The sequence below is a fragment of the Pseudomonas sp. PS01298 genome (assembly GCF_029959745.1).
GTDB classification, from domain to species: Bacteria; Pseudomonadota; Gammaproteobacteria; order Pseudomonadales; family Pseudomonadaceae; genus Aquipseudomonas; species Aquipseudomonas aylmerensis.
On sequence record NZ_JASCPP010000050.1, the window covers coordinates 21,902 to 46,435 of the forward strand.

Annotated in this window: 20 protein-coding genes; 19 read left to right on the top strand and 1 reads right to left on the bottom strand. The window is 61.2% G+C overall.

Annotation, left to right across the window (positions count from 1 at the left end):
* The first annotated feature begins 35 nt into the window (after nucleotides 1-35).
* From purB to nuoN, 18 genes are all read left to right on the top strand, one after another.
* Complete coding sequence (gene purB, locus QMX97_RS18070) at nucleotides 36-1,406, top strand: adenylosuccinate lyase (RefSeq protein ID WP_106803427.1); 1,371 nt, start codon at nucleotides 36-38, stop codon at nucleotides 1,404-1,406.
* Nucleotides 1,407-1,490: 84 nt separating this feature from the next.
* Nucleotides 1,491-2,657 carry a cupin domain-containing protein gene (locus tag QMX97_RS18075; protein WP_065907517.1) on the top strand — a complete coding sequence of 389 codons (1,167 nt, stop codon included), beginning with the start codon at nucleotides 1,491-1,493 and terminating at the stop codon, nucleotides 2,655-2,657.
* Nucleotides 2,650-3,072 carry a GNAT family N-acetyltransferase gene (locus tag QMX97_RS18080; protein WP_065907519.1) on the top strand — a complete coding sequence of 141 codons (423 nt, stop codon included), beginning with the start codon at nucleotides 2,650-2,652 and terminating at the stop codon, nucleotides 3,070-3,072. Before QMX97_RS18075 ends, QMX97_RS18080 begins: the two co-directional genes overlap by 8 nt.
* A 230-nt stretch (nucleotides 3,073-3,302) precedes the next feature.
* Nucleotides 3,303-4,040, top strand: a complete 738-nt coding sequence (locus QMX97_RS18085; RefSeq protein WP_120448970.1) for a secretin N-terminal domain-containing protein — start codon at nucleotides 3,303-3,305, stop codon at nucleotides 4,038-4,040.
* A 491-nt stretch (nucleotides 4,041-4,531) separates the two neighbouring features.
* Nucleotides 4,532-5,857 (top strand): isocitrate lyase, encoded by a 1,326-nt coding sequence (gene aceA / locus QMX97_RS18090; RefSeq protein WP_025858968.1) that lies wholly within the window; start codon nucleotides 4,532-4,534, stop codon nucleotides 5,855-5,857.
* 976 nt (nucleotides 5,858-6,833) lie between these two features.
* Nucleotides 6,834-7,247, top strand: coding sequence for an NADH-quinone oxidoreductase subunit A (locus tag QMX97_RS18095; RefSeq protein ID WP_003219575.1), 414 nt, complete (start codon nucleotides 6,834-6,836; stop codon nucleotides 7,245-7,247).
* 10 nt (nucleotides 7,248-7,257) lie between these two features.
* Nucleotides 7,258-7,932 (top strand): NADH-quinone oxidoreductase subunit B, encoded by a 675-nt coding sequence (locus QMX97_RS18100; protein WP_003174719.1) that lies wholly within the window; start codon nucleotides 7,258-7,260, stop codon nucleotides 7,930-7,932.
* A 72-nt stretch (nucleotides 7,933-8,004) separates the two neighbouring features.
* Complete coding sequence (gene nuoC / locus QMX97_RS18105) at nucleotides 8,005-9,789, top strand: NADH-quinone oxidoreductase subunit C/D (RefSeq protein ID WP_025858969.1); 1,785 nt, start codon at nucleotides 8,005-8,007, stop codon at nucleotides 9,787-9,789.
* A gap of 2 nt (nucleotides 9,790-9,791) precedes the next feature.
* Nucleotides 9,792-10,289, top strand: a complete 498-nt coding sequence (gene nuoE, locus QMX97_RS18110) for an NADH-quinone oxidoreductase subunit NuoE (protein ID WP_003174721.1) — start codon at nucleotides 9,792-9,794, stop codon at nucleotides 10,287-10,289.
* Nucleotides 10,286-11,641 carry an NADH-quinone oxidoreductase subunit NuoF gene (gene nuoF, locus QMX97_RS18115; RefSeq protein WP_099587018.1) on the top strand — a complete coding sequence of 452 codons (1,356 nt, stop codon included), beginning with the start codon at nucleotides 10,286-10,288 and terminating at the stop codon, nucleotides 11,639-11,641. Before nuoE ends, nuoF begins: the two co-directional genes overlap by 4 nt.
* Nucleotides 11,642-11,775: 134 nt before the next feature.
* Complete coding sequence (gene nuoG / locus QMX97_RS18120; protein ID WP_213553244.1) at nucleotides 11,776-14,490, top strand: NADH-quinone oxidoreductase subunit NuoG; 2,715 nt, start codon at nucleotides 11,776-11,778, stop codon at nucleotides 14,488-14,490.
* Complete coding sequence (nuoH, locus tag QMX97_RS18125; RefSeq protein ID WP_003219563.1) at nucleotides 14,487-15,494, top strand: NADH-quinone oxidoreductase subunit NuoH; 1,008 nt, start codon at nucleotides 14,487-14,489, stop codon at nucleotides 15,492-15,494. The genes nuoG and nuoH overlap by 4 nt, the downstream gene beginning before the upstream one ends.
* A gap of 11 nt (nucleotides 15,495-15,505) precedes the next feature.
* Nucleotides 15,506-16,054: an NADH-quinone oxidoreductase subunit NuoI gene (nuoI, locus tag QMX97_RS18130; RefSeq protein WP_003174725.1), complete on the top strand. Its 549-nt coding sequence runs from the start codon at nucleotides 15,506-15,508 to the stop codon at nucleotides 16,052-16,054.
* 9 nt (nucleotides 16,055-16,063) lie between these two features.
* A complete protein-coding gene (nuoJ, locus tag QMX97_RS18135) occupies nucleotides 16,064-16,567 on the top strand; it encodes an NADH-quinone oxidoreductase subunit J (RefSeq protein ID WP_065907526.1) in 504 nt (167 codons plus the stop codon).
* A gap of 2 nt (nucleotides 16,568-16,569) precedes the next feature.
* Nucleotides 16,570-16,878: an NADH-quinone oxidoreductase subunit NuoK gene (gene nuoK, locus QMX97_RS18140; RefSeq protein WP_003219560.1), complete on the top strand. Its 309-nt coding sequence runs from the start codon at nucleotides 16,570-16,572 to the stop codon at nucleotides 16,876-16,878.
* A complete protein-coding gene (nuoL, locus tag QMX97_RS18145) occupies nucleotides 16,875-18,728 on the top strand; it encodes an NADH-quinone oxidoreductase subunit L (RefSeq protein WP_065907528.1) in 1,854 nt (617 codons plus the stop codon). Before nuoK ends, nuoL begins: the two co-directional genes overlap by 4 nt.
* A gap of 39 nt (nucleotides 18,729-18,767) precedes the next feature.
* Nucleotides 18,768-20,300 (top strand): NADH-quinone oxidoreductase subunit M, encoded by a 1,533-nt coding sequence (gene nuoM / locus QMX97_RS18150; protein WP_065907529.1) that lies wholly within the window; start codon nucleotides 18,768-18,770, stop codon nucleotides 20,298-20,300.
* Nucleotides 20,301-20,307: 7 nt separating this feature from the next.
* Nucleotides 20,308-21,771 carry an NADH-quinone oxidoreductase subunit NuoN gene (nuoN, locus tag QMX97_RS18155; protein WP_003192122.1) on the top strand — a complete coding sequence of 488 codons (1,464 nt, stop codon included), beginning with the start codon at nucleotides 20,308-20,310 and terminating at the stop codon, nucleotides 21,769-21,771.
* Between the two features lie 90 nt (nucleotides 21,772-21,861).
* On the opposite strand, the gene QMX97_RS18160 is transcribed toward nuoN, so the two are convergent.
* On the bottom strand, nucleotides 21,862-22,899 hold the full coding sequence (locus tag QMX97_RS18160; RefSeq protein ID WP_282397346.1) for an AraC family transcriptional regulator: 1,038 nt from the start codon (nucleotides 22,897-22,899) through the stop codon (nucleotides 21,862-21,864).
* 204 nt (nucleotides 22,900-23,103) lie between these two features.
* Between QMX97_RS18160 and QMX97_RS18165 the strand changes: the two genes are divergently transcribed.
* A complete protein-coding gene (locus QMX97_RS18165; protein WP_106803421.1) occupies nucleotides 23,104-24,045 on the top strand; it encodes a transporter in 942 nt (313 codons plus the stop codon).
* The last annotated feature ends 489 nt before the right edge of the window (nucleotides 24,046-24,534 follow it).

Below are 24,534 nucleotides of genomic sequence, written 5' to 3' on the forward strand. Positions count from 1 at the left end.
CCCCATTTCGTTGCCCGACTGTCCGAGAACACCCCATGCAGCTTTCTTCGCTCACTGCGGTTTCCCCTGTTGACGGCCGCTACGCCGGCAAAACCCAGGCCCTGCGCCCTATTTTCAGCGAATACGGCCTGATCCGTGCTCGTGTACTGGTTGAAGTGCGCTGGCTCCAGCGCCTGGCCGCTCACCCCGCCATCAGCGAAGTGCCGGCGTTCTCCGCCGAAGCCAACGCTGTGCTCGACACCCTGGCGGAAAACTTCTCCCTGGAGCACGCCGAGCGTGTGAAAGAGATCGAGCGCACCACCAACCACGACGTCAAGGCCATCGAATACTTGCTCAAGGAGCAAGCGGCCAAGCTGCCGGAATTGGCCCAGGTCAGCGAGTTCATCCACTTTGCCTGCACCAGCGAGGACATCAACAACCTGTCCCACGCCCTGATGCTGCGCGAAGGCCGTGATGACGTGATGCTGCCGCTGATGCGCCAGACCGCCAACGCCATCCGCGAACTGGCCATCCGTTTCGCCGACGTGCCAATGCTGTCGCGCACCCACGGCCAGCCGGCGTCGCCGACCACCCTGGGTAAAGAACTGGCCAACGTGGTGTACCGCCTGGAGCGTCAGATCGCTCAAGTGGCTGCCGTCCCGCTGCTGGGCAAGATCAACGGCGCTGTCGGCAACTACAACGCCCACCTGTCGGCCTACCCCGAGATCGACTGGGAAGCCAACGCCCGCGCCTTCATCGAAGACGAACTGGGCCTGGGCTTCAACCCGTACACCACACAGATCGAACCGCACGACTACATCGCCGAGCTGTTCGACGCCATCGCGCGCTTCAACACCATCCTGATCGACTTCGATCGCGATATCTGGGGCTACATTTCCCTGGGCTACTTCAAGCAGCGCACCATTGCCGGTGAAATCGGTTCGTCGACCATGCCGCACAAGGTCAACCCGATCGACTTCGAAAACTCCGAAGGCAACCTCGGCATCGCCAACGCGCTGTTCCAGCACCTGGCCAGCAAGTTGCCGATCTCCCGCTGGCAGCGCGACCTGACCGACTCCACCGTACTGCGTAACCTCGGCGTGGGCTTTGCCCACAGCGTGATCGCGTACGAAGCCAGCCTCAAGGGCATCAGCAAGCTCGAGCTCAACGAGCAGAAGATCGCCGCTGACCTGGACGCGTGCTGGGAAGTATTGGCCGAGCCGATCCAGACCGTGATGCGTCGCTACAACATCGAAAACCCCTACGAGAAGCTGAAAGAATTGACGCGCGGCAAGGGTATCAGCCCCGAGGCGTTGCAGACTTTCATCGATGGCCTGGACATGCCAGCCGCGGCCAAGGCCGAGCTGAAACTGCTGACCCCGGCCAACTACATCGGTAACGCTGTAGAGCAAGCCAAGCGCATCTGATCCACGCACGACCCTTTGAGACGCCCGGCCGCGCCGGGCGTTTTTATTCCAGTCTGAAAAGTGCTTTTTTTCAATAGGTTACACATGAATCCTGATATCCCTCTTCAACTTCTGGGCGGCATCACGGCACGGGAATTCCTGCGCGACTACTGGCAGAAAAAACCACTGCTGATCCGCCAGGCCATCCCTGACTTCGAAAGCCCGATCGACGCCGACGAACTCGCAGGCCTCGCGCTGGAAGAAGAAGTCGAATCGCGCCTGGTGATCGAGCACGGCGAGCGCCCGTGGGAACTGCGTCGCGGCCCGTTCGCCGAAGACGCTTTCAGCACCCTGCCCGAGCGCGAGTGGACCCTGTTGGTACAGGCCGTCGACCAGTTCGTGCCGGAAGTCGCCGAATTGCTCGAACACTTCCGCTTCCTGCCCAGCTGGCGCATCGACGACGTGATGATCAGCTTCGCCGCACCGGGCGGCAGTGTCGGTCCGCACTTCGACAACTACGATGTGTTCCTGCTGCAGGCCCAGGGCAAGCGCAACTGGAAGATCGGCCAGATGTGCAACGCCGAAAGCCCGCTACTGCAACACGCTGACCTGCGCATCCTGGCCGAATTCGAAGAGAGCGCCGAATGGGTCCTGGAACCGGGCGACATGCTCTACCTGCCGCCGCGCCTGGCGCATTTCGGCATTGCCGAAGATGACTGCATGACCTACTCGGTCGGCTTCCGCGCGCCGAGCGCAGCTGAAGTGCTGACCCACTTCACCGACTTCCTCAGCCAGTACCTGACCGACGAAGAGCGCTACACCGACGCCGATGCCCAGCCGGTCAGCGATCCGCACCAGATCCAGAGTGATGCACTCGACCGCCTCAAGAGCCTGCTGGCCGAGCACATGAGCGACGAGCGCATGCTGCTGACCTGGTTCGGCCAGTTCATGACCGAACCGCGCTACCCGGAACTGGTAGCCGGCGAAGAGCTGGGCGAAGACGACTTCGTCACCAGCCTGCAAGACGGCGCGATCCTGGTGCGCAACCCGAGCGCGCGCCTGGCCTGGTCCGAAGTCGACGACGACGTGCTGCTGTTCGCCAGCGGCCAGAGCCGTTACCTGCCGGGCAAATTGCGTGAGCTGCTGAAGCTGGTGTGCTCTGCCGATGCGCTGCACAGCGAGAACCTTGGCGAATGGCTGGCCGACGAAGATGGCCGCGACCTGCTGTGCGAGCTGGTCAAGCAAGGAAGCCTGGGGTTTGCCGATGAATAAGATTCACGTAAGTGTCGCGGACTGGCAAAAGGATATCGCCGAGATTCGGCGCATTCGTGAAGCGGTCTTTGTCGCTGAACAATCGGTCCCACCTGAGCTGGAATGGGATGCGGACGACGCAGACGCAGTGCATTTCCTAGCCTTCGAAGGCGACTTTCCGATCGGTACTGCGCGCCTGCTGCCCAGCGGCGAGATCGGCCGCGTGTCGGTACTCAAGGACTGGCGCGGCCTGAAGGTCGGCGACAAGCTGATGGAAGCGGTGATTGGCGCGGCCGAGCAACGCGGCCAGACCCGGCAATTTCTCAGCGCACAGGTGTATGCGGCACCATTCTACGAGCGCCTGGGCTTCAAGATCGTCAGTGACGAGTTCCTCGAAGTCGGGATTCCGCATGTGGATATGGTGCGCGGGGACTGATCCAATACCGCGCCGCTGCTATCGCCGGCAAGCCAGCTCCCACATTTGACCGAGTACATATTTTGAAATGCGGTCAAGTATGGGAGGGGGCTTGCCCCCGATAGCTATTTCAGCAACGCCAACAATGCCCTCCCTTGCCAGGGCATTTTGCCGTCTACGATTCAACTTGCGCCCTGCCAGGCCGACAAACTGGCACTATCACGCCTAAATGACTCGCAGAGATAACGGACATGTCCCTACGCACCCTGCTCACCGCCCTCCTCCTGGCTGCCAGCTGTTCGGCCATGGCCGACACCGAAGTCGTCAACCTCAGCAACCGCACCAGCGCCGACCTGCTGCCGGTGGCACAGAATTTCATCGGCAAGGACGGCACCGTCAGCGCCTACGGCAACCAGCTTATCGTTAACGCCGACCCCGGCAAGATCCAGGACCTGCGCGCTCTGCTCGCGCAGCTGGACACGCCGGCCAAGCGCCTGCTGATCACGGTCGACAGCAATGAAAACAACCAGCAGAACAGCGGTGACAGCCAGACCCGCATCATCAGCTACGGCACTGCCAGCCGCGACGGTGGCATCCAGCAGATCCAGGCGAGCGAGGGTGTGCCCGCGCTGATCCAGGTCGGCCAGAGCGTCCCCCTGACCACCACCCAGCCGGATGCCTACGGCCGCCCGCAAAATCAGACCCAGTACCGCAATGTCACCCAGGGTTTCTATGTCACCGCCAGCGTTACCGGCGAGACCGTGCACCTGGCGATCAGTACCAACCGTGACCGCATGAGCCAGGAACGTCCCGATGTAGTGAACGTGCAAAGCACCGACACAACCATCAGCGGCCGCCTTGGCGAATGGATTCCACTGGCCGGCATCAATCGCGAGACCCAGGCCGACAAATCCTCTACAACCCGCAGCTACTCTACCCAAGGCCGCGATGACCTGACTGTACGGGTCAAGGTCGACACCCTGAACTGAAGCACCAAAAACTGACTGATGAGTCGTATTAGACTAAAGATGTAGTGCTTGAAAAAAAGCACTACAAAACATTTGACGATCCAAAAAAGCATGGGCATGATGGCCTCGCTCCCGCTAATCAGGGGCCCTGGCAAGGGCCTTCGGATCGCCGCTCTAAGCTACCCACCTGAGCCGATTCGTGTCTGTACCGCCCACAAGGTGTGTTTGACGAGGTTGCGACTGGAACGAAGTTGTCCCGAGGGACGGAAGCTAACCAGGTAACCCGGCAACACGCTGTTGGATCGTACAAAGGCCCACGACGCCCGAAGACCGTTCGCAGTTCGCCCTTACCTGCTCAACTCTCCCTTGAGCCCCATCGTTCATCCCGTCGCCTTCTCCGTCGAACCTGTCTTGAGCGCCTACGCTTCTGATCAGCGAGCAGCCCTGCCCACGCAATGAATGCATGGCTGGCAAACGGATACTTCAAACAAGACGCGACGAGGTTTTTCCCCATGGCACTGACACGCGAACAGCAAATTGCAGCCCTTGAAAAAGATTGGGCTGAAAACCCACGCTGGAAAGGCGTGACCCGCGCTTATTCCGCTGCTGACGTCGTCCGCCTGCGTGGCTCGGTTCAACCTGAGCACACCTTTGCAAAACTCGGCGCCGAGAAGCTGTGGAACCTGGTCACCCAGGGCGCCAAGCCGTCCTTCCGTCCCGACAAAGATTTCGTCAACTGCATGGGCGCCCTCACTGGCGGCCAGGCAGTCCAACAGGTAAAAGCCGGTATCCAGGCGATCTACCTGTCCGGCTGGCAAGTGGCAGCGGACAACAACTCCGCTGAATCCATGTACCCCGACCAATCGCTGTACCCGGTGGACTCCGTGCCAACCGTGGTCAAGCGCATCAACAACTCGTTCCGCCGCGCCGACCAGATCCAGTGGAAAGCCGGTAAAGGCCCGGGCGACGAAGGCTACATCGACTACTTCGCGCCGATCGTGGCTGACGCCGAAGCCGGTTTCGGTGGTGTGCTGAACGCCTACGAACTGATGAAGAGCATGATCGAGGCAGGCGCTGCCGGCGTGCACTTCGAAGACCAACTGGCCTCGGTGAAGAAATGCGGCCACATGGGCGGCAAGGTACTGGTTCCTACCCAGGAAGCTGTACAGAAGCTGACCGCTGCTCGCCTGGCTGCTGACGTTGCCGGCACCCCGACCATCATCCTGGCCCGTACCGACGCCAACGCCGCTGACCTGCTGACCTCGGACTGCGACCCGTACGACCAGCCGTTCGTGACAGGCGAACGCACCCAGGAAGGCTTCTACAAGGTGCGCGCCGGTCTCGACCAGGCCATCGCCCGTGGCCTGGCCTACGCGCCGTACGCCGACCTGATCTGGTGCGAAACCGCCAAGCCGGATCTGGACGAAGCGCGCCGCTTTGCCGAAGCGATCAAGAAGGAATACCCGGACCAACTGCTGTCCTACAACTGCTCGCCTTCCTTTAACTGGAAGAAGAACCTGGACGACGCGACCATCGCCAAGTTCCAGCGCGAACTGTCCGCCATGGGCTACAAGCACCAGTTCATTACCCTGGCCGGCATTCACAACATGTGGCACAGCATGTTCAACCTGGCGCACGACTACGCCCGCAACGACATGACTGCCTACGTGAAGCTGCAGGAGCAGGAATTCGCTGACGCCGCCAAGGGCTACACCTTCGTGGCGCACCAGCAGGAAGTGGGCACTGGCTACTTCGACGACATGACCACCGTGATCCAGGGCGGCACCTCGTCCGTGACCGCGCTGACCGGTTCGACCGAAGAAGAGCAGTTCCACTAAGCACCGCGTACACGGCCACTGCGGCCCCAAGGAAGACCTAACCGCAGTGCCGCACCACAATCACGCCCCGACTGGTTCGGGGCGTTTTTTTTATTTAAAGAACACCAAAATCCAAGGTGGAACTGGCTACAGGGAGTTGGGGATGAGGCCTAGGTCCCGGGGCGTATGAAGATCCAATGTGGGAGCTGGCTTGCCTGCGAAAGCGCTGGGTCAGTCGCCGAATGCATTAACTGACACACCGCATTCGCGAGCAAGCTCGCTCCCACAGGGGATTGGGGATGAGGCCTAGGCCCCCGGGTGCATGGAGATCGAATGTGGGAGCTGGCTTGCCTGCGAAAGCGCTGGGTCAGTCGCCGAATGCACCAACTGACGGATCGCCATCGCGGGCAAGCCCGCTCCCACAGGGGATTGGGGATGAGGCCTAAGTCCCCGGGTGTATGGAGATCGAATGTGGGAGCTGGCTTGCCTGCGAAGGCGGTGGGTCAGGCACCAAATGCATCAGCTGACAGGCCGCCTTCGCGGGCAAGCCCGGCTCCCACAGGGAATGCTGGCTACCTGGGGATTTTGCGCAAAACATTGATCCAGAGCGGTATTTACTCGACTCAAATCAGTTAAAAGATCCCCTCCACCAACTAGCACCACTCCAGCAAGTAACGGCAACTTCCCCCGCCACATGAGAAACAATCGCTTAAACCCCACGCAAACAATATTCATTATCATTTAGCGCATGAAAACTTCGTTACAGGTTAAACAAAACATAATTGGTGAAAAGCCCGCTAATGCCCACACCGCAAGGGCTGCAGCCCCACAAAGGTGCACTATGTCCTTATTCCATCGAATAATTTCGCTATAGGAATTTTACTTGCCCGGTGTTTAGCCATAAAATCACCGCGATTGATTGCAGTGCGACATATCGTCACTGCATCGTTACTTTTTCGAGCTCAGAGACCTTTGCTCTCTGTTAAGGATTTCCAGCATGACCGAAGCGACAGGACTCATGGCCCACAACTGGGGCTTTGCCATTTTCCTCCTCGGTGTTGTCGGCCTCTGCGCCTTCATGCTCGGCGTCTCCAGCCTCCTCGGGTCAAAAGCCTGGGGCCGCAGCAAAAACGAACCGTTCGAGTCCGGCATGCTCCCTACAGGTGGCGCCCGCTTGCGGCTCTCAGCCAAATTCTATCTGGTCGCGATGCTCTTCGTGATCTTCGACATCGAAGCCCTCTTTCTCTTTGCCTGGTCTGTGTCCGTCCGCGAAAGCGGCTGGACCGGATTCGTCGAAGCCCTCGTTTTCATAGCAATTCTGTTGGCAGGCCTTGTCTACCTATTCCGAGTGGGCGCCCTTGACTGGGCTCCGGAAGCTCGTCGTAAGCGGCAAGCGAAGCTGAAACAATGAGGCTTTGGCGATGCAATACAATCTCACCAGGATCGACCCGGATGCTCCTAACGAGCAGTACCCCATCGGCGAACGGGAAACCGTTTCCGACCCGTTAGAAGACCAAGTCCACAAAAACATCTACATGGGCAAGCTGGAAGACGTGCTGAGTGGCGCGGTCAACTGGGGGCGTAAAAACTCCCTGTGGCCGTACAACTTCGGTCTTTCGTGCTGCTACGTGGAAATGACCACCGCCTTCACGGCGCCCCACGACATCGCGCGCTTTGGCGCGGAAGTTATCCGGGCATCGCCGCGCCAGGCGGATTTCATGGTTATCGCCGGAACCTGCTTCATCAAGATGGCGCCGATCATTCAGCGTCTCTACGAGCAAATGCTCGAGCCGAAGTGGGTTATCTCCATGGGTTCGTGCGCCAACTCCGGTGGCATGTACGACATCTACTCCGTGGTTCAGGGGGTGGACAAGTTCCTGCCCGTGGACGTCTACGTGCCTGGCTGCCCGCCTCGCCCTGAAGCTTTCCTGCAAGGCTTGATGCTGTTGCAGGAGTCGATTGGCAAGGAGCGTCGCCCGCTTTCCTGGGTCGTCGGCGATCAAGGCGTGTACCGCGCCGAGATGCCTTCGCAAAAGGAACAGCGCCGCGAACAGCGAATCGCAGTCACCAACCTGCGCAGCCCCGACGAAGTCTGATCCAGCCCCGCTTCTTTTATAGAACGAAAACCTGGCTTCATTCTTTACGTTGACCGAAAGCGATAAAAAACCATGACTACAGGCAGTGCTCTGTACATCCCGCCTTATAAGGCAGACGACCAGGATGTGGTCGTCGAACTCAATAACCGTTTTGGCCCTGACGCCTTCACCGCCCAGGCCACACGCACCGGTATGCCGGTGCTGTGGGTGGCGCGTGCCAAGCTTGTCGAAGTCCTGACCTTCCTGCGCAACCTGCCCAAGCCGTACGTCATGCTCTATGACCTGCATGGCGTGGACGAGCGTCTGCGCACCAAGCGCCAGGGGCTGCCGAGCGGCGCCGACTTCACCGTGTTCTATCACCTGCTGTCGATCGAACGTAACAGCGACGTGATGATCAAGGTCGCCCTGTCCGAAAGCGACCTGAGCGTACCGACCGTGACCGGTATCTGGCCGAACGCCAGCTGGTACGAGCGTGAAGTCTGGGACATGTTCGGGATCGACTTCCCGGGCCACCCGCACCTGACGCGCATCATGATGCCGCCGACCTGGGAAGGTCACCCGCTGCGCAAGGACTTCCCTGCGCGCGCCACCGAATTCGACCCGTTCAGCCTCAACCTCGCCAAGCAACAGCTTGAAGAAGAGGCTGCGCGCTTCCGTCCGGAAGACTGGGGCATGAAGCGCTCCGGCACCAACGAGGACTACATGTTCCTCAACCTGGGCCCGAACCACCCTTCGGCTCACGGTGCGTTCCGCATCATCCTGCAACTGGACGGCGAAGAAATCGTCGACTGCGTGCCGGACATCGGCTACCACCACCGTGGTGCCGAGAAGATGGCCGAGCGTCAGTCCTGGCACAGCTTCATCCCGTACACCGACCGTATCGACTACCTCGGCGGCGTGATGAACAACCTGCCGTACGTGCTCTCGGTCGAGAAGCTGGCCGGCATCAAGGTCCCGGACCGCGTCGACACCATCCGCATCATGATGGCCGAGTTCTTCCGGATCACCAGCCACCTGCTGTTCCTGGGTACCTATATCCAGGACGTCGGCGCCATGACCCCGGTGTTCTTCACCTTCACCGACCGTCAGCGCGCCTACAAGGTCATCGAGGCCATCACCGGTTTCCGCCTGCACCCGGCCTGGTACCGCATCGGCGGTGTCGCCCATGACCTGCCTAACGGCTGGGAACGCCTGGTCAAGGAATTCATCGACTGGATGCCCAAGCGTCTGGACGAGTACCAGAAAGCCGCGCTGGACAACAGCATCCTCAAGGGCCGCACCATCGGCGTTGCCCAGTACAACACCAAGGAAGCCCTGGAATGGGGCGTCACCGGTGCTGGCCTGCGTTCCACCGGTTGCGATTTCGACCTGCGTAAAGCGCGCCCGTACTCCGGCTACGAGAACTTCGAATTCGAAGTCCCGCTGGCGGCCAATGGCGATGCCTACGACCGTTGCATCGTGCGCGTCGAAGAAATGCGCCAGAGCCTGAAGATCATCGAGCAGTGCATGCGCAACATGCCGGCCGGCCCGTATAAGGCGGATCACCCGCTGACCACGCCGCCGCCGAAAGAGCGCACGCTGCAGCACATCGAAACCCTGATCACGCACTTCCTGCAAGTTTCGTGGGGCCCGGTGATGCCGGCCAACGAATCCTTCCAGATGATCGAAGCGACCAAGGGTATCAACAGTTATTACCTGACGAGCGATGGCGGCACCATGAGCTACCGCACCCGGATTCGTACCCCAAGCTTCGCGCACTTGCAGCAGATCCCTTCGGTGATCAAAGGCGAGATGGTCGCGGACTTGATTGCGTACCTGGGTAGTATCGATTTCGTTATGGCCGACGTGGACCGCTAAGCATGAACAGCACGCTTATCCAGACAGACCGTTTCACCCTCAGTGAAACCGAGCGCTCGGCCATCGAGCACGAGCTGCATCACTACGAAGACCCGCGCGCGGCGTCGATCGAAGCCCTGAAGATCGTCCAGAAGGAACGTGGCTGGGTGCCGGACGGCGCCCTCTACGCCATTGGCGAGATCCTCGGCATCCCGGCCAGTGATGTTGAAGGTGTGGCAACGTTCTACAGCCAGATCTTCCGCCAGCCCGTGGGCCGCCACATCATTCGCGTGTGCGACAGCATGGTCTGCTACATCGGTGGCCACGAGTCGGTGGTCAGCGAAATCCAGAACAAGCTGGGCATCGGCCTTGGCCAAACCACCCCGGACGGCCGCTTCACGCTGCTGCCGGTGTGCTGCCTGGGCAACTGCGACAAGGCGCCGGCGTTGATGATCGACGACGACACATTCGGTGACGTGCAGCCTGCTGGCGTGACCCAATTGCTCGAGGGCTACCCATGACCCTTACATCTTTCGGCCCGGCCAACCTGATCAAGCGTTCGCCTGAGACCCACCCACTGACCTGGCGCCTGCGTGACGATGCCGAGCCGGTATGGCTCGACGAGTACCAGGCCAAGAACGGCTACGCCGCTGCGCGCAAAGCCTTCGCCGACATGGCCCAGGACGATATCGTCCAGACCGTGAAAGACGCCGGCCTCAAAGGTCGCGGCGGTGCAGGCTTCCCCACGGGCGTGAAGTGGGGCCTGATGCCCAAGGACGAATCCATCAACATCCGCTACCTGCTGTGCAACGCGGATGAAATGGAGCCGAACACCTGGAAAGACCGCATGTTGATGGAGCAACTGCCCCATCTGCTGATCGAAGGCATGCTGATCAGCGCCCGCGCGCTGAAAACCTACCGCGGCTACATCTTCCTGCGTGGCGAATACACCACCGCCGCCAAGCACCTCAACCGTGCCGTGGCAGAAGCCAAGGCCGCAGGCCTGCTGGGCAAGAACATCCTCGGTTCGGGTTTTGACTTCGAACTGTTCGTGCACACCGGCGCCGGGCGTTACATCTGCGGTGAAGAAACCGCACTGATCAACTCCCTCGAAGGCCGCCGCGCCAACCCGCGCTCCAAGCCGCCCTTCCCTGCCGCCGTGGGCGTGTGGGGCAAGCCGACCTGCGTGAACAACGTCGAGACCCTGTGCAACGTGCCGGCGATCATCGCCGACGGCGTCGACTGGTACAAATCGTTGGCCCGCGAAGGCAGCGAAGACATGGGCACCAAGCTCATGGGCTTCTCCGGCAAGGTCAAGAACCCGGGCCTGTGGGAGCTGCCTTTCGGCGTGACCGCCCGCGAGCTGTTCGAGGACTACGCCGGCGGCATGCGCGACGGCTACACCTTGAAAGCCTGGCAGCCAGGCGGTGCCGGTACCGGCTTCCTGTTGCCCGAGCACCTCGACGCACAGATGTATGCCGGCGGCATCGGCAAGGTCGGCACCCGGATGGGTACCGGCCTGGCGATGGCGGTGGACAACACCGTGAACATGGTCTCGCTGCTGCGCAACATGGAGCAGTTCTTTGCCCGTGAATCGTGCGGTTTCTGCACCCCATGCCGCGACGGTCTGCCGTGGAGCGTCAAGCTGCTGATGGCCCTGGAAAACGGCGAAGGCCGCGAGGGTGACATCGAGACCCTGCTGGGTCTGGTCGGTTTCCTCGGCCCAGGCAAGACCTTCTGTGCTCACGCACCGGGCGCCGTGGAGCCATTGGGCAGCGCAATCAAATACTTCCGCTCGGAGTTCGAAGCCGGCATCGCGCCTACCAGCGCCGCCGTCCCGCCTCTGGCGAGGCCGATCGTAGTCGGCGCGTAACGCTTAAAGAGCGAAGGGTCCGTGCCCTTCGCTTTCTCATGTGCTGACGCCGTCAAGGCTGTGTAGATGCACATGAATAACAAGATTCCATTAGCCACGCCCGCTGACAACGGGCCAACGAAGAACTTTGAACCATGGCCACTATCCACGTAGACGGCAAAGCGCTCGAAGTCGATGGGGCGGACAACCTGTTACAGGCGTGTCTGTCACTAGGCCTCGACATCCCTTATTTCTGCTGGCACCCCGCGCTTGGTAGCGTCGGTGCCTGTCGCCAGTGTGCGGTCAAGCAATACACCGACGAGAACGACACCCGTGGTCGTATCGTCATGTCCTGCATGACCCCAGCCACCGACAACACCTGGATTTCCATCGACGATGATGAATCCAAGGCGTTCCGCGCCAGCGTTGTCGAATGGCTGATGACCAACCACCCCCACGACTGCCCGGTCTGTGAGGAAGGCGGTCACTGCCACCTGCAAGACATGACGGTGATGACCGGCCACAACGAGCGTCGTTATCGCTTCACCAAGCGTACCCACCAGAACCAGGACCTCGGCCCGTTCATTTCCCACGAGATGAACCGCTGCATCGCCTGCTATCGCTGCGTGCGCTTCTATAAAGACTACGCCGGCGGCACCGACCTGGGCGTCTTCGGCGCCCACGACAACGTGTACTTCGGTCGCGTTGAAGACGGCGTGCTCGAAAGCGAGTTCTCCGGCAACCTCACCGAGGTCTGCCCGACCGGTGTGTTCACCGACAAGACTCACTCCGAGCGCTACAACCGTAAGTGGGACATGCAGTTCTCGCCGAGCATCTGCCATGGCTGCTCCAGCGGTTGCAACATCTCCCCGGGCGAGCGCTACGGCGAACTGCGTCGGATCGAAAACCGCTTCAACGGTTCGGTCAACCAGTACTTCCTGTGTGACCGTGGCCGCTTCGGCTATGGCTACGTCAACCGCGAAGACCGCCCACGCCAGCCGCTGCTGGCCGGTGGCGCCAAGCTGAGCCTGGACGCGGCGCTGGATAAAGCCGCCGACCTGCTGCGCGGGCGCAACATCGTCGGTATCGGTTCGCCACGCGCCAGCCTTGAAAGCAACTACGCGTTGCGCGAGCTGGTCGGTGCCGAGCACTTCTACTCCGGTATCGAAGCCGGTGAACTGGAGCGCATCCGCCTGGTGCTGCAAGTGCTGAACGACAGCCCGCTGCCCGTGCCGAACATGCGCGACATCGAAGACCACGACGCCATCTTCGTGCTCGGTGAAGACCTGACCCAGACCGCTGCTCGCATCGCCCTGTCGCTGCGCCAGTCGGTCAAGGGCAAGGCTGAAGACATGGCCGAGGCCATGCGCGTACAGCCGTGGCTCGACGCCGCCGTGAAAAACATCGGCCAGCACGCGCTGAACCCACTGTTTATCGCCAGCCTGGCTGAAACCAAGCTCGACGACATCGCCGAAGAATGCGTACACGCAGCCCCCGACGACCTGGCCCGCATCGGTTTCGCCGTGGCCCACGCCCTTGACGCCAGCGCGCCTGCCGTCGACGGCCTGGACACTGAAGCCGTCGAACTGGCCCAGCGCATCGCCGACGCCCTGCTCGCGGCCAAGCGTCCGTTGATCATTGCCGGTACCTCGCTGGGTTCCAAGGCGCTGATCGAGGCGGCTGCCAACATCGCCAAGGCCCTGAAGCTACGCGACAAGAACGGTTCCATCAGCCTCGTCGTGCCGGAAGCCAACAGCCTTGGCCTGGCCATGCTCGGTGGCGAATCGCTGGACGCGGCGCTGCAAACCGTGATCGACGGCAACGCCGACGCCATCGTGGTGCTGGAAAACGACCTGTACACCCGCACCGATGCCGCCAAGGTTGATGCTGCGCTCGACGCCGCCAAGGTGCTGATCGTTGCCGACCACCAGAAGACCGCCACCAGCGAACGTGCCGACCTGGTCCTGCCAGCCGCCACCTTCGCCGAAGGCGACGGTACCCTGGTCAGCCAGGAAGGCCGCGCCCAGCGCTTCTTCCAGGTGTTCGATCCGAAGTACATGGACGCCAGCATCCTGGTTCACGAAGGCTGGCGCTGGCTGCATGCCCTGCGCGCGACCCTGCTGAACCAGCCGATCGACTGGACCCAGCTCGACCACGTCACCGCTGCCGCCGCCGCAAGCGCACCGCAGCTGGCACGTATCGTCGATGCTGCACCGTCCGCCTCGTTCCGCATCAAGGGCTTGAAACTGGCCCGCGAACCGCTGCGTTACTCCGGTCGTACCGCCATGCGTGCTGATATCAGCGTGCACGAGCCGCGTACCCCGCAAGACCCGGACACCGCGTTTGCCTTCTCCATGGAAGGTTACTCGGGTTCGGTCGAGCCGCGTCAGCAAGTGCCATTTGCCTGGTCGCCGGGCTGGAACTCGCCGCAGGCCTGGAACAAGTTCCAGGACGAAGTCGGTGGTCACATCCGTGCTGGCGACCCGGGCACCCGCCTGATCGAAAGCACAGGTGATTCGCTGAACTGGTTCGCCGCGGTACCGCGTCCGTTCAACCCGGCCCAGGGCACCTGGCAGGTTGTGCCGTTCTTCCACCTGTTCGGCAGTGAAGAAACCTCTTCCAAAGCCGCGCCGGTACAAGAACGCATTCCAGCCGCCTATGTGTCCGTGGCCAAGTCCGAAGCCGACCGCCTGGGCGTCAACGACGGCGCCCTGCTCAGCCTCAACGTGGCTGGCCAGACCCTGCGCCTGCCGCTGCGCATCAACGAAGAGTTGGGTGCCGGCCTGGTTGCACTGCCCAAAGGCTTCGCCGGTATTCCAGCGGCGATCTTTGGCAAAACCGTTGACGGTCTGCAGGAGGCAGCGCAATGACCTGGTTCACCCCTGAAGTGATCGACGTGATCATCGCGGTCGTCAAGGCCATCGTGATCCTGTTGGCCGTGGTCGTCGCGGGCGCCCTGCTCAGCTTCGTCGAACGTCGCCTGTTGGGCTGGTGGCAGGACCGTTATGGTCCGAACCGCGTTGGCCCGTTCGGTATGTTCCAGATCGCCGCCGACATGCTGAAAATGTTCTTCAAGGAAGACTGGACCCCGCCGTTTGCCGACAAGGTGATCTTCACCCTGGCACCCGTCGTGGCCATGAGCGCCTTGCTGATCGCCTTCGCGATCATCCCGATCACCCCGACCTGGGGCGTCGCGGACCTGAACATCGGCTTGCTGTTCTTCTTCGCCATGGCCGGCCTGTCGGTCTACGCGGTGCTGTTCGCCGGTTGGTCGAGCAACAACAAGTTCGCCCTGCTGGGCAGCTTGCGGGCCTCGGCCCAGACCGTCTCCTACGAAGTGTTCATGGGCCTCGCGCTGATGGGCATCGTGGTGCAGGTCGGCTCGTTCAACATGCGCGACATCGTCGAGTACCAGGCGCAGAACCTGTGGTTCATCATTCCGCAGTTCTTCGGCTTCTGTACTTTCTTCATCGCTGGTGTGGCCGTGACTCACCGTCACCCGTTCGACCAGCCGGAAGCGGAACAGGAACTGGCCGACGGTTACCACATTGAATACGCCGGCATGAAATGGGGCATGTTCTTCGTCGGTGAATACATCGGCATCATCTTGATCTCGGCCCTGCTGGTCACGCTGTTCTTCGGCGGCTGGCACGGTCCGTTCGGCATCCTGCCGCAGTTGGCGTTCTTCTGGTTCTTCCTGAAGACCGCGTTCTTCATCATGTTGTTTATCCTGCTGCGCGCTTCCATCCCGCGTCCACGGTATGACCAGGTGATGGATTTCAGCTGGCGTTTCTGCCTGCCGCTGACCCTGATCAATTTGCTGGTGACGGCTGCCGTTGTGTTGTTGAACACGCCAGCCGGCGCGGTTCAGTGAGGATTTGACCCATGTTCAAATATATTGGCGACATCGTTAAGGGTACCGGTACCCAGTTGCGAAGCCTGGTGATGGTTTTCGGCCATGGCTTCCGCAAACGCGACACCCTGCAATACCCGGAAGAAGCGGTGTACCTGCCGCCGCGCTATCGCGGCCGCATCGTGCTGACCCGTGACCCCGATGGCGAGGAGCGTTGCGTAGCCTGCAACCTGTGCGCCGTGGCGTGCCCGGTGGGTTGCATCTCCCTGCAGAAAGCTGAAACCGAAGACGGTCGCTGGTACCCGGACTTCTTCCGCATCAACTTCTCGCGCTGCATTTTCTGCGGCCTCTGCGAGGAAGCTTGCCCGACCACCGCAATCCAGCTGACACCGGATTTCGAGATGGCCGAGTTCAAACGTCAGGACCTGGTGTACGAGAAAGAAGATCTGCTGATCTCTGGTCCCGGTAAAAACCCTGATTACAACTTCTATCGTGTTGCGGGTATGGCCGTTGCCGGTAAGCCGAAAGGCGCCGCACAAAACGAAGCCGAGCCGATCAACGTGAAGAGCTTGCTGCCTTAAGGAAGAAAGATGGAATTCGCTTTCTATTTCGCATCGGGTATTGCAGTGGTGTCCACGCTTCGCGTGATCACCAACACCAACCCCGTGCACGCCCTGCTCTACCTGATCATTTCGCTGATTGCCGTGGCCATGACCTTCTTCAGCCTCGGCGCACCGTTCGCCGGTGTACTGGAAGTGATTGCCTACGCCGGCGCCATCATGGTGCTGTTCGTGTTTGTGGTGATGATGCTCAACCTGGGGCCGGCCTCGGTCGCCCAGGAGCGCGTCTGGCTCAAGCCCGGCATCTGGCTCGGCCCGGTGATCCTGGCAGCCCTGCTGCTGGCTGAACTGCTGTATGTGCTGTTCGCTCACCAGAGCGGCCAGGCCATCGGCCACACCACCGTGGACGCGAAAGCCGTGGGCGTCAGCCTGTTCGGCCCGTACCTGCTGGTGGTCGAACTGGCTTCGATGCTGCTGCTCGCTGCAGCCATCACTGCCTTCCACTTGGGCCGCAACGAAGCCAAGGAGCAATGACGATGCCTGCTATCCCTTTGGAGCATGGTCTGGCGGTCGCCGGCATCCTGTTCTGCCTTGGCCTGGTCGGCCTGATGGTCCGCCGTAACATTCTGTTCGTGTTGATGAGCCTGGAAATCATGATGAACGCCGCTGCACTGGCATTCATCGTGGCCGGTAGCCGTTGGGGCCAGCCGGATGGACAAGTGATGTTCATCCTGGTGATCAGCCTGGCAGCCGCCGAGGCCAGTATCGGCCTGGCGATCCTGCTGCAGCTGTATCGTCGCTTCCACACGCTTGATATCGACGCTGCCAGTGAGATGCGCGGATGAACATGATCTTTCTGACTTTCGTATTTCCCCTGATCGGTTTCCTGCTGCTGTCGTTCTCCCGTGGACGCTGGTCGGAAAACCTGTCTGCCCTGATCGGCGTGGGTTCCATTGGCCTGTCGGCGATTGTCGCCGCCTACGTCATCTGGCAATTCAACGTGGCACCGCCGGAAGGCGGCCACTACACCCTGGTGCTGTGGCAGTGGATGTCGGTGGAGGGCTTCAAGCCCAACTTCGCCCTCTACATCGATGGCCTGTCGATCACCATGCTCGGCGTGGTCGTCGGCGTGGGCTTCCTGATCCACCTGTTCGCGTCCTGGTACATGCGCGGTGAAGCCGGTTACTCGCGCTTCTTCTCGTACACCAACCTGTTTATCGCCAGCATGCTGTTCCTGGTGCTCGGCGATAACCTGTTGTTCCTGTACTTCGGCTGGGAAGGCGTGGGCCTGTGCTCGTACCTGTTGATCGGTTTCTACTACAGCAACCGCAACAACGGTAACGCGGCACTCAAGGCCTTTATCGTGACCCGGATCGGCGACGTGTTCATGGCCATCGGCCTGTTCATCCTGTTCCAACAAGTGGGCACGCTGAACATCCAGGAACTGCTGGTGCTGGCACCGCAGAAATTCCAGGTCGGCGACTTCTGGATCACCCTGGCGACCCTGATGCTGCTGGGCGGCGCCGTGGGTAAATCGGCGCAACTGCCGCTGCAAACCTGGCTGGCGGATGCCATGGCCGGTCCTACCCCGGTTTCCGCACTGATTCACGCGGCAACCATGGTGACCGCCGGTGTCTACCTGATCGCACGTACCCATGGCCTGTTCACCCTGGCGCCGGAAATCCTGCACCTGGTGGGCCTGGTCGGCGGCGTGACCCTGGTACTGGCCGGCTTCGCCGCGCTGGTGCAGACCGACATCAAGCGGATCCTCGCCTACTCGACCATGAGCCAGATCGGCTACATGTTCCTGGCCCTGGGCGTCGGCGCCTGGGACGCGGCGATCTTCCACCTGATGACCCACGCCTTCTTTAAAGCCCTGCTGTTCCTTGCTTCCGGTGCGGTGATCGTTGCCTGCCACCACGAGCAGAACATCTTCAAGATGGGCGGCCTGTGGAAGAAACTGCCACTGGCCTACGCCAGCTTCATCGTCGGTGGTGCCGCACTCGCAGCCCTGCCACTGGTGACCGCAGGTTTCTACTCGAAAGACGAAATCCTCTGGGAAGCCTTTGCCAGCGGTAACCAGAACCTGCTGTACGCAGGCCTGGTCGGTGCCTTCATGACCTCGCTGTACACCTTCCGCCTGATCTTCATCACCTTCCACGGTGAAGCCAAGACCGAAGCACACGCAGGCCACGGCATCTCCCACTGGTTGCCACTGTCGGTGCTGATCATCCTGTCGACCTTCATCGGCGCCATGATCACTCCGCCACTGGCCGGCGTCCTGCCGGAAAGCGCTGGCCATGCCGGCGGTGCCGCCAAGCACAGCCTGGAGATCGCCTCGGGCGCCATCGCCATCGCCGGTATCCTGCTGGCGGCCCTGCTGTTCCTCGGCAAGCGCCGCTTCGTCACGGCCGTTGCCAACAGTGGCATTGGCCGCTTCCTTTCGGCCTGGTGGTTCGCCGCCTGGGGCTTCGACTGGATCTACGACAAACTGTTCGTCAAGCCCTACCTCGCCATCAGCCATGTACTGCGCAAAGACCCGCTCGACCAGACCATCGGTTTGATCCCGCGCGCCGCCAAGGGTGGTCACACTGCCCTGAGCCGCAGCGAGACTGGCCAATTGCGTTGGTATGCAGCTTCCATGGCGGCTGGTGCCGTCCTGGTGATCGGCGCCATTGTTGTGGTAGCGGTCTGATATGAACTTTGCGAACTTGCGAAAGGAAACGAGCCCGTCATGATTCTGCCCTGGCTAATCCTGATCCCCTTTATCGGCGGCCTGCTCTGCTGGATGGGTGAACGCTTCGGCGCCACCCTCCCCCGCTGGATTGCGTTGCTGACCATGTCCCTGGAACTCGCTCTCGGCCTCTGGCTGTGGGCCCACGGCGACTATTCATTTGCTCCGGCGCCTGGCGCCGATCCGACCTGGGCGCTTGAGTTCAAGCACGTCTGGATCCAGCGCTTCGGCATCAACGTGCACCTGGCCCTCGACGGCCTGTCGCTGTTGATGATCCTGCTGACCGGCCTGCTGGGTATCCTCTCGGTACTCTGCTCCTGGAAAGAGATTCAGCGTCACGTGGGCTTCTTCCACCTGAACCTGATGTGGATCCTGGGCGGTGTGGTTGGCGTGTTCCTCGCCCTCGACCTGTTCATGTTCTTCTTCTTCTGGGAAATGATGCTGGTGCCGATGTACTTCCTCATCGCGCTCTGGGGTCACAGTTCTTCGGACGGCAAGAAAACCCGGATCTACGCGGCGACCAAGTTCTTCATCTTCACCCAGGCTTCCGGCCTGATCATGTTGGTGGCGATCCTGGGCCTGGTACTGGTCAACTTCAACAACACCGGCGTGATTACCTTCAACTACGCCGACCTGTTGAAAACCAAGATGTCGCTGACCACCGAGTACATCCTGATGCTGGGCTTCTTCATCGCGTTCGCGGTGAAGCTGCCGGTGGTGCCGTTCCACTCCTGGCTGCCGGATGCGCACGCCCAGGCGCCAACCGCAGGTTCTGTGGACTTGGCCGGTATCCTGCTGAAGACCGCTGCTTATGGCCTGCTGCGTTTCGCCCTGCCGCTGTTCCCGAATGCCTCGGCCGAGTTTGCGCCGATCGCCATGACCCTGGGTCTGATCGGGATCTTCTACGGTGCCTTCCTGGCCTTCGCACAAACCGACATCAAGCGCCTGATTGCCTTCTCGTCCGTTTCCCACATGGGCTTCGTACTGATCGGCATCTACTCCGGCAGCCAACTGGCGCTGCAAGGCGCGGTGATCCAGATGTTGGCCCACGGTGTTTCTGCCGCTGCCCTGTTTATCCTGAGTGGCCAGCTGTACGAGCGCCTGCACACCCGTGACATGCGTGAAATGGGTGGCGTGTGGTCGCGCATCGCATACCTGCCGGCGATCAGCCTGTTCTTCGCCGCCGCGTCCCTGGGCTTGCCGGGTACCGGTAACTTCATCGGCGAGTTCCTGATCCTGATGGGGTCGTTCGTCCAGACGCCTTGGATCAGTGCCATCGCGACGTCCGGCCTGGTGTTCGGTTCGGTCTACTCGCTGATCATGATCCACCGCGCGTACTTCGGCCCGGCCAAGTCCGACACCGTCCTGCAAGGGATGGATGCTCGCGAACTGATCATGGTGCTCGGCCTTGCGGTATTGCTGATCTACATCGGCGTGTACCCGCAACCGTTCCTGGACACTTCTGCCGCAACGATGCATGGCGTGCAGCAGTGGTTCGGCACCGCCTTCTCTCAACTCGCTTCGGCCCGGTAAGAGCGCTATGGAATTCACGATCCAACACTTTATCGCGCTTGCGCCGCTGCTGATCACCAGCCTCACCATCGTGGTGGTGATGCTGGCGATCGCCTGGCGCCGCAATCACTCGCAAACGTTCCTGCTGTCCTGTGCCGGTTTGAACCTGGCCCTGCTGTCGATCATCCCGGCCCTCAAGGTCGCGCCACTGGCGGTCACCCCGCTGATGATGGTCGATGACTTCGCGCTGCTGTATATCGCGTTGATCCTGGTGGCGACACTGGCCTGCGTCACCCTCGCCCACGCCTACCTCGGCGAGGGCGGCACCGGCTACCCAGGCAACAAGGAAGAGCTGTACCTGCTGATCCTGCTGGCTGCGGCCGGCGGTATCGTGCTGGTCAGCGCGCAGCACCTGGCTGGCTTGTTCATCGGCCTGGAACTGCTGTCGATCCCGACCTACGGCCTGGTGGCCTACGCCTTCTTCAACAAGCGCTCCCTGGAAGCCGGCATCAAGTACATGGTGCTGTCGGCGGCCGGTTCCGCGTTCCTGTTGTTCGGCATGGCCCTGCTCTACGCCGAAGCCGGCAGCCTGAGCTTCACCGGTATCGGCCACGCCCTGGCCGCCACCAACAGCCCGGCGCCGATTGCCCAGTTGGGCCTGGCGATGATGCTGATCGGCCTGGCGTTCAAGCTGTCGCTGGTGCCGTTCCACCTGTGGACCCCGGACGTGTACGAAGGCGCCCCGGCGCCGGTGGCCGCGTTCCTGGCGACCGCGTCGAAAGTGGCGGTGTTTGCGGTGATGGTGCGTCTGTTCCAGATCTCGCCAGCGGCCAACACCGGGGTGCTGAGCAACGTGCTGACCGTGATCGCCATCGCGTCGATCCTGTTCGGTAACCTGCTGGCCCTGACCCAGAATAACCTCAAGCGTCTGCTCGGTTACTCGTCCATCGCCCACTTCGGCTACCTGCTGATCGCCCTGGTGGCGAGCAAAGGCCTGGCCGTGGAAGCCATCGGCGTGTACCTGGTCACCTACGTGATCACCAGCCTCGGCGCGTTCGGCGTGATTACCCTGATGTCCTCGCCGTACAAAGGCCGTGACGCCGACGCCCTGTACGAATACCGCGGCCTGTTCTGGCGCCGTCCGTACCTGACCGCCGTACTGACTGTGATGATGTTGTCCCTGGCCGGTATCCCGCTGACTGCAGGTTTCATCGGCAAGTTCTACATTGTCGCTACCGGTGTCGAAGCCCACGAATGGTGGCTGGTTGCCTCGCTGGTGCTGGGCAGCGCCATCGGCGTGTTCTACTACCTGCGCGTGATGGTCACCCTGTACCTGATCGAGCCAAACCTGCGCCGCGTGGACGCCGAGCTGCATTGGGAACAGAAGGCAGGCGGCGTGATGCTGCTGGCCATCGCCCTGCTCGCGTTCTTCCTGGGCGTGTACCCACAACCGTTGCTCACCCTGGTGCAGCACGCGGTACTGGGCGTTTGATCGCTTAGCAGGATGCAGTCAACAGAAACGGCACCTTCGGGTGCCGTTTTTGCGTTCTGGGCAATCACCAGGCAAAGCTTACGCGACCGACTACGCCGCCCCTCCCCCTTCACCGCGAAACGCACTGGGGCTCACCCCCGTCCAGCGCTTGAACGCCCGCCGAAAACTGCGCACATCGCTGTAGCCGACTTCCTCGGTGATGCGCTCGATAGACAATCCCGGATTGCCCAGCAGCCCCATGGTCCGGGCGCGACGAACCTGCTCCAGCAAGGCCTCGAAGGTCAGCCCGTGTTCGGTCAGGCGCCGACGCAGGGTGCGCCCGCTCATGTTCAGGTCACTCGCAACCTTCTCCAAGTGGCTGCCCTGCAAGTCGCGGGAAATTGCGCGCTCCACCGCCTGGATAAGGTCCATCTTCTGGTGCAGCTGGGCACTCTCCAACTCCAGCAACTCCAGGGCCTGGCGCAGCGCCAGGGCATGGTGATTGGGCAAGCGCACATCCAGCCAATGGGGCGCCAGCACCATGCGGTTGTGCAGGCAGCCGAAACGCACATCGGCGCCAAACAGCTGCGGGTACTGCGCCGCATAAGGCGGTGCGGCATGCACGAACTCCACGCGCAGCGGCATGAATTCAGCCCCCACGAGTGCGCGGCCATACACCATCAGGCTGGCGAAGAATTCCTCGGCGGCAAACACCTGGACCTCGGCATACGGCAGCAGGCACTCGACGTCGATAAACACCTCGTGGGGCCCTTCATGCGTGCGGGTGGTGGCGATGCCCCCGGAGGTGTGCTGATGGCGCTCGCCGATGGCAAACGCATCGCGCAAGGTCTTGCACAGGGAAATCACGTGGCCGAGCAAGCCGAGGGTGCCGAGCACATTCTGATGGCCCACCCACAACCCCAGGCCCTGGTCGGGCAACACCCTCAGCGCACGCTGGATCATCGCCACGGCCTGGCGATAGGAAATGCGTTGGGCCGGGTCATCCAGGTCGGCCAGGGTGAACCCCAGGCCACGGCACAGGGCCTCGGCATTGGCGCCTTTCTGCGCCACCACCTGCCCGAGCGTCTGCAACAGGAACGGCGACACAAGCGCCAACTCAAAGTGCGGGTCTACGGCTTTCCTTTGCATGGCTCACGGGTTCCTGACTGAGTGCTTCAGTTCTTGTTTTGGAAACATCCTGTTAATCATAGGCGCTTGCAAGAGCCGCTGCACCATGAGTGAAAACTGTCCGGCAAAGTCCCCCTATCTGGCCGCCAAAACCCTGCCCTGCCGGGCGTCCAGGGCTTATTTCTATGGGCCAGCGGTGCCCTAACAATAATAAAGAGGCCAGACATGAACCCCACCCGTGCGTTTCACCCACTGCCGTTCGCCCTGTTGAGCCTGATCAGCCTGCCGGCCCTGGCCACCGAAGGCGGCGTCGACAACATCGGCCCCGGCACTGACGGCTTCTACATCCTGCCCCTGGATGTGAACAACCTGCCGGACCATATGTTCGCCTTCAACCTGTACTACAACCACTACGAAGCGCGGAAATTGGACATCAGCTCCCTGGGCGGCAAGGTGCCGGACGTGCGCATCAAGTCCGACGCGATCATCCCGCGCCTGGACTACCTGAGCCCGGTGCGCATTTTCGGCGGGCGCCTGGGCGGCTACATTGCCCAGCCCTACCTCAAGCAACAGGTGGCGCTGTTCGGTATGTCGGACCAGCGCGAAAGCATGGGCGACACCACCGTGGCGCCGATCATCCTGTGGGACATGGGCCCCCGCCTGACCTTGGCCACCGCCGTGGAGATCACCCTGCCCACCGGCGAATACGACGCCTCGCGTTTGGCCAACACCAGCAACAATTTCTACACCTATAAACCGTTGGTCTCGGCGACCTGGATGCCTGACGACCGCACTGAACTGTCGATCAAGGCTACTTACAGCTTCAACAAGGAAAATCACGACACCGACTACCGCTCCGGGCAGATTTTTCACTTCGATTATTCGGCCAGCTACAAGGTCACTGACAACCTGAGCCTGGGGGTGAATGGTTACTACCTCAAGCAGACTACCGACGATAAGCAGTACGGGCACACTGTGGTGAATATCTTTGGCGAGGAGGTGAACGACGGGGTGCGCGGACAGGTTTTTGCGATCGGCCCGGCGGTGTATTTCACCTTTCTCAAGTACGCCAGCGCAGAGGTGCGGTGGGCCAAGGAGTTTGATGTGGAGAATCGGCCGGAGGGGGATATGTTGTGGGCCAAGGTGACGATTCCGTTTGCTTTGTGAGGCTTTTTTTGGGGGGGGTGGTGGTGTACATATCCGTTATTTGGGTAATGGCTGCGTATGGTTCCGCTCTTACAGCGGGTCACTTTTGAACAGCGCAAAAGTAACCAAAACGCTCTTGCCCCAACACTCGGCACCTCGCCTAGGCTCGGTGTGCCCTCACTCCGGCTTGAATCCGTGGGCCGCCGCAATGGGCCATCCTTGGCCCAGTGCGGCTAACCCGGCGTCCTGCCGGGTTACCCACGGATTCAAACCTGCGTTCGGCCAGCGTGTTTAATGGGGCGCCTAGATCAAGATCAAAGTCAAAAGCGACTCGCTTCGCATCGTAGGTACGCTTTTTGATCTCTGTAGGAGCCGGCTTGAACGCGAAAAACGCGTGTGCGCCGCGTACATTCTGATGTTTCCGCGTCATCGTTAACGACCATCGCAGGCAAGCCAGCTCCCACACGTATCCGCTTTTGATCTAACCACTCAGGTCGGCTTTAAGGCCGC

Bases quoted from the DNA above. Each gene is read 5' to 3' on its own strand.
- purB (WP_106803427.1), top strand. From the start codon at position 36: ATGCAGCTTTCTTCGCTCACTGCGGTTTCCCCTGTTGACGGCCGCTAC.
- QMX97_RS18075 (WP_065907517.1), top strand. From the start codon at position 1,491: ATGAATCCTGATATCCCTCTTCAACTTCTGGGCGGCATCACGGCACGG.
- QMX97_RS18080 (WP_065907519.1), top strand. From the start codon at position 2,650: ATGAATAAGATTCACGTAAGTGTCGCGGACTGGCAAAAGGATATCGCC.
- QMX97_RS18085 (WP_120448970.1), top strand. From the start codon at position 3,303: ATGTCCCTACGCACCCTGCTCACCGCCCTCCTCCTGGCTGCCAGCTGT.
- aceA (WP_025858968.1), top strand. From the start codon at position 4,532: ATGGCACTGACACGCGAACAGCAAATTGCAGCCCTTGAAAAAGATTGG.
- QMX97_RS18095 (WP_003219575.1), top strand. From the start codon at position 6,834: ATGACCGAAGCGACAGGACTCATGGCCCACAACTGGGGCTTTGCCATT.
- QMX97_RS18100 (WP_003174719.1), top strand. From the start codon at position 7,258: ATGCAATACAATCTCACCAGGATCGACCCGGATGCTCCTAACGAGCAG.
- nuoC (WP_025858969.1), top strand. From the start codon at position 8,005: ATGACTACAGGCAGTGCTCTGTACATCCCGCCTTATAAGGCAGACGAC.
- nuoE (WP_003174721.1), top strand. From the start codon at position 9,792: ATGAACAGCACGCTTATCCAGACAGACCGTTTCACCCTCAGTGAAACC.
- nuoF (WP_099587018.1), top strand. From the start codon at position 10,286: ATGACCCTTACATCTTTCGGCCCGGCCAACCTGATCAAGCGTTCGCCT.
- nuoG (WP_213553244.1), top strand. From the start codon at position 11,776: ATGGCCACTATCCACGTAGACGGCAAAGCGCTCGAAGTCGATGGGGCG.
- nuoH (WP_003219563.1), top strand. From the start codon at position 14,487: ATGACCTGGTTCACCCCTGAAGTGATCGACGTGATCATCGCGGTCGTC.
- nuoI (WP_003174725.1), top strand. From the start codon at position 15,506: ATGTTCAAATATATTGGCGACATCGTTAAGGGTACCGGTACCCAGTTG.
- nuoJ (WP_065907526.1), top strand. From the start codon at position 16,064: ATGGAATTCGCTTTCTATTTCGCATCGGGTATTGCAGTGGTGTCCACG.
- nuoK (WP_003219560.1), top strand. From the start codon at position 16,570: ATGCCTGCTATCCCTTTGGAGCATGGTCTGGCGGTCGCCGGCATCCTG.
- nuoL (WP_065907528.1), top strand. From the start codon at position 16,875: ATGAACATGATCTTTCTGACTTTCGTATTTCCCCTGATCGGTTTCCTG.
- nuoM (WP_065907529.1), top strand. From the start codon at position 18,768: ATGATTCTGCCCTGGCTAATCCTGATCCCCTTTATCGGCGGCCTGCTC.
- nuoN (WP_003192122.1), top strand. From the start codon at position 20,308: ATGGAATTCACGATCCAACACTTTATCGCGCTTGCGCCGCTGCTGATC.
- QMX97_RS18160 (WP_282397346.1), bottom strand. From the start codon at position 22,899: ATGCAAAGGAAAGCCGTAGACCCGCACTTTGAGTTGGCGCTTGTGTCG.
- QMX97_RS18165 (WP_106803421.1), top strand. From the start codon at position 23,104: ATGAACCCCACCCGTGCGTTTCACCCACTGCCGTTCGCCCTGTTGAGC.